Genomic DNA, 3,992 nt, shown 5'->3' on the forward strand with positions numbered 1-3,992 from the left:
CCCCTTCAGCTCTTCCAGCCGCTCGTCGAGGAGTTCCTCGAGCTCGGGGATGGTGCGGCGCTCCAGGAGCATGTCCCAGTGCGTGCGCGGGGGCTTGACCTTCTTCGCCTCCGGCTCGGCACCGTCGATGATCTTCGACTCCTGGCCGTGCAGGCGGCATTCCCAGGTGTGCGGGATCTCGGCGTCGTCGGAGAACGGGACCTCGAAGTCGTGGCCCTTGGGGCAGGCGTACCGCACCGACCGGCGCGGGGCGAGGTCGTGATTGCGGTCGGTCTCGTAGCTGACTGCTCCGAGCCGGCTACCCCGTAGAACGCGGTCGGCCATGGCGGTGTCCTTTCGCTCGGCTCAGGGCCGGGGCCCAGGCTTGTTGCTCACCGAGTGCAACGATCGGACTGCTCCGTTCGTTCCCGGCTTCGTGGTCATCGTCGCCCACAGTGACGTCTTTCACCCGTCAACGAAGGCTTCCTCCTAAGGGATGCAATCGCGGGCGGTTCGTGACGCGTTATCAAGCTACCGGGTCACACCATCACACTGATGGAGTAGCCCCGGTAGAAGTCGTGCGGCTGCGACAGCTTAGACCGAACACTCTGGGCGACCTTACGGCGGGTTTAACTCCCGAGTAGTGACGCCTGTCATGGTTGCGGTCACGCAAAGTCAATCCGGACATCTGTGACGTCGGAGGGCACTCCACGTGCGGTCGCGGTCGGGTCGGACGGCGGACATGAGGATGAATCACCCGTACGGCCCTCACCCAAACGCAGCGTGGGTTTCTTCACGCTCTCGATGACTTCAGTGTTGCGGGAGAGCAACGCTCCCGGCGAGCCTGTCGAGCAGCTCGCGCTGCCCCTTGACGATCTTCGACCTGGCCTCGACCAGCGGGAACCAGGCGACGCGGTCGACCTCGGGGAACTCGCGCAGCTGCCCGGAGCGCGGCGGCCACTCCAGGGTGAAGGTCCCGGGAACCACCCGATCGGGGTCCAGGTCGGCGGCCAGGGCGAAGGCGTGCACGACCTTGCCGCCGGACTGGCGGACCTCGCCCAGCGGCACCAGCTCGCCCTCGGGCACCGGCAGGCCCAGCTCCTCGGCGAACTCGCGGCGCGCGGTGGTCTCGTGGTCCTCGTCGCCGTCGGGCTCGCCCTTGGGGATCGTCCAGGCCCCCTCGTCCTTGCGCGCCCAGAACGGCCCGCCCATGTGGCCGAGCAGGACCTCCAGGTCCGTCCCGGAGCCCCGGTGGAGCAGGATGCCCGCGCTGCGCCTGGCCCTCTCGGGCGTGCCCGTCATGGGCACAGTGTGCCGGGCGGCGCGGGACCCGGACGGGTCAGGTCTTGCGCCGGGTGCGCATGTGGATCTGCTCGCCCTGCTTGCCGAACAGGCTGAGGACCTCGACGGGTTCGTCGCTGGCGGGGCCGAACCAGTGGGGCAGGCGGGTGTCGAACTCGGCGGCCTCGCCGGCGACCAGGACGACGTCGTGGTCGGCGAGCACGAGGCGCAGCCGCCCGGAGAGCACGTAGAGCCACTCGTAGCCGGTGTGGGTGCGCGGGTCGGGCTCGCCGCGCGGCGGGATGATCATCTTGTACGCCTGGAGGCCGCCGGGCTGCTGGGTCAGCGGCAGGACGGTCATGCCGCCGCGGCGGACGGGCACGGGGCGGATGCGGGGGTCGCCGACGGGGGGCGCGCCGACGAGCTCGTCGAGGGGGACGCGGTGGGCGCGGGCGATGGGCAGCAGCAGTTCGAGGCTGGGGCGGCGCTGGCCGGACTCCAGGCGGGAGAGGGTGCTCTTGGAGATGCCGGTGGCGTCGGCGAGGTCGGCGAGGGTGGCGCCGCGGCTGGTGCGCAGGTGGCGCAGGCGTTCGCCGACCTTGCCGAGCACGTCGTCGGAGGGGTCGGGCGGGGGTGTCGTGTCGGCCATGTGGTGTCCCGGTATCGGCAACGGTGTTTGTCCATTGTGGGACGGCCGGGGTGCGGCCGGCCACCGGGTGGCCGGTGGCCGGGGACGCCGTGGGTGACGCGGTGGGGTGGGCCGGTCAGGTGAGGCTGAGCTGGCGTCCGCTGACGGCGTGCGGGCCGAGGTCGCCGGTGCGGTAGTGGGTGCGGCACAGCACCTGGTAGCGGACCTCCTCGGCGACGACGGCGGTGTCGGCGACCAGGACGGTGTCGCCGGCGCGGACGACCTCGCCGTCGTGGACGCGGGCGTTGAACCGGCCGGGGCGCCCGCACCAGCACAGGACCTCGACCTGGATGGCGTTGAGCTCGTCGGCGAGTTCGAACAGCCGTCGCGAGCCGGGGAACAGGGTGCTGCGGAAGTCGGTGGCCAGGCCGAAGCAGTAGACCTCGACCTGGGCGTCGTCGGCGAGTTCGGCGAGCTGGTCGACCTGGGCGGGGGAGAGGAACTGGGCCTCGTCGACGATGACGTAGTCGACGCGGGTGCCGGCGGCCCAGCGGCAGCGGACCACGGCGCACAGGTCCATGTCCTCGTGGACCTCCAGGGCGTTGCGGGCCAGGCCCATGCGGCTGGAGATGGTGGGGGTGCCGGAGCGGTCGTGGCGGACGAGCAGCAGGCCGCTGCGGCCCTGTCGTGCCTGGTTGTGGTCGATCTGGAGGGCCAGGGTGGACTTGCCGCAGTCCATGGGGCCGAAGAAGAACCGCAGTCTCCCGGTGGGGGACACGCCGCGTCCGGCGCCTGCGGCGGGCACGGACGACAGGGCGTCGGTGGGGTCGGGTGCGGGGGTCATCGGTTCCACGGCGGGCCACCCTAATGCGCGGTACCGGCGGCGTGGTCAGTGCCTCCTGCGTGCCCCGGTCCGGGTTGTTGGGCTTGATGACTTCAGCGCGAATCAAGAATTTCATTCACCTATGGATTCCCGCGACGCCGGGCCACACGAACCGGAACACGCTGTGGACGATATATACCGTGACGCGATATAACCTGCGGTGTGAAGGGTATGTCGGAGCAGGCGTTCCTGGTGCTGACCGCGTTGGCCGGTGAGCCGTTGCACGGCTACGCGGTCGTGCGCGCGGTGGAGGAGTTGTCCGAGGGGCGGGTGTCGTTGCGGGTGGGGACGCTCTACGGGGTGCTGGACCGGCTCGTGGTCGAAGGGCTGGCGGAGCGCGACCGCGAGGAGGTGCACCAGGGCCGGTTGCGGCGCTACTACCGGTTGACCGACGCCGGGGTGCGGGCGCTGTCGGCGGAGGTGGCGCGGTTGTCGGCCAACGTGCGGGCGGCGTCGTCGGTGCTGCGGGCGAGGGAGGCCCGGTGACCGGGGAGCGGGTGGACGCGGTCGACCCGGCAGACCCGGTGGACCCGGTGGACGGGGACGGGGACGGGGTGGACGCCCCGGTGGGCGGGGACGTGTCGCCGTTGGAGCGGCGCTACCGGCGGTTGCTGCGCGTGCTGCTGCCGCGCCGGTACCGCGAGGGCCGCGAGGAGGAGATGGTCGAGGTGTTCCTGGCCGGTCGCCCGGACGGGCTGGACCGGGAGCACGGGTGGCCGGGGTGGGGCGAGGCGGCGGCGACGGCGGGTCTGGCGGTGCGGGTGCGGTTGGCCGCGGGGCGGGGCGCGGGGTCGGCGGTGCGGCTGCTGGGCCTGGCGGGGCTGGTGGCGCAGCTGGTGCTCTCGGCGCAGGCGTGGACGTCGGCGGCCCGGTGGGGGGAGCCCGCGCCGGTGTGGTGGGCGGAGCTGCCGGTGGCGGTGGCGTTCGCGTGCCTGGTGGCGGGCCGGCGGGCGGTGGGCCGGGTCGCGGCGGGCGTGTCGGCGGTGGTGGCGGTGCCGCTCGGGGACGCGTCGTGGTGGGCGGCGGTGTTCGTGGTGCCGGCGTGGGTGGTGGCTGCGCTGGTGGTGGCGGGTTTCCACGTCGAGGCGCCGCCGGTGCCGCGGCGCTGGTGGGCGGTGGCCGGGGCGGGTGTGGCGGCCGGGGCGCTCTGCGCGTGGGCGGTGGGCCTGTCGCCGGTGTCGGTGCTGTCGGCGTGGGTGGTGACGGCGCTGGTGGTGGCCC

The 3,992-nt window shown here is 72.5% G+C and carries 5 protein-coding genes and 1 pseudogene; 2 read left to right on the top strand and 4 right to left on the bottom strand.

Going from position 1 to position 3,992, the window contains the following annotated elements; genetic code table 11:
• The 4 genes from ACR807_RS41365 to ACR807_RS41380 form a co-directional block, all read right to left on the bottom strand.
• The coding region (locus tag ACR807_RS41365; RefSeq protein WP_438927020.1) for an RNA polymerase-binding protein RbpA at positions 1-324 on the bottom strand (324 nt) is incomplete at its 3' end.
• 465 nt (positions 325-789) lie between these two features.
• The gene (locus tag ACR807_RS41370; protein ID WP_438927021.1) at positions 790-1,281 is read right to left on the bottom strand and encodes an NUDIX hydrolase; all 492 of its coding nucleotides are present in this window, start codon (positions 1,279-1,281) and stop codon (positions 790-792) included.
• Positions 1,282-1,318: 37 nt separating this feature from the next.
• Positions 1,319-1,909, bottom strand: a complete 591-nt coding sequence (locus ACR807_RS41375; RefSeq protein WP_438927022.1) for a helix-turn-helix domain-containing protein — start codon at positions 1,907-1,909, stop codon at positions 1,319-1,321.
• A 115-nt stretch (positions 1,910-2,024) separates the two neighbouring features.
• Positions 2,025-2,732, bottom strand: coding sequence for a thymidine kinase (locus ACR807_RS41380; RefSeq protein ID WP_438927023.1), 708 nt, complete (start codon positions 2,730-2,732; stop codon positions 2,025-2,027).
• A gap of 210 nt (positions 2,733-2,942) precedes the next feature.
• Here ACR807_RS41380 and ACR807_RS41385 point away from each other — a divergent pair, with 210 nt between their 5' ends.
• Both ACR807_RS41385 and ACR807_RS41390 read left to right on the top strand, forming a co-directional pair.
• The gene (locus ACR807_RS41385) at positions 2,943-3,257 is read left to right on the top strand and encodes a PadR family transcriptional regulator (protein ID WP_438927024.1); all 315 of its coding nucleotides are present in this window, start codon (positions 2,943-2,945) and stop codon (positions 3,255-3,257) included.
• A pseudogene (locus ACR807_RS41390) lies at positions 3,254-3,992 on the top strand (hypothetical protein); the annotation flags it as partial. The gene ACR807_RS41385 and the pseudogene ACR807_RS41390, both read left to right, overlap by 4 nt.

It is taken from the genome of Saccharothrix sabaoui, assembly GCF_051756985.1.
Lineage (GTDB): Bacteria > Actinomycetota > Actinomycetes > Mycobacteriales > Pseudonocardiaceae > Actinosynnema.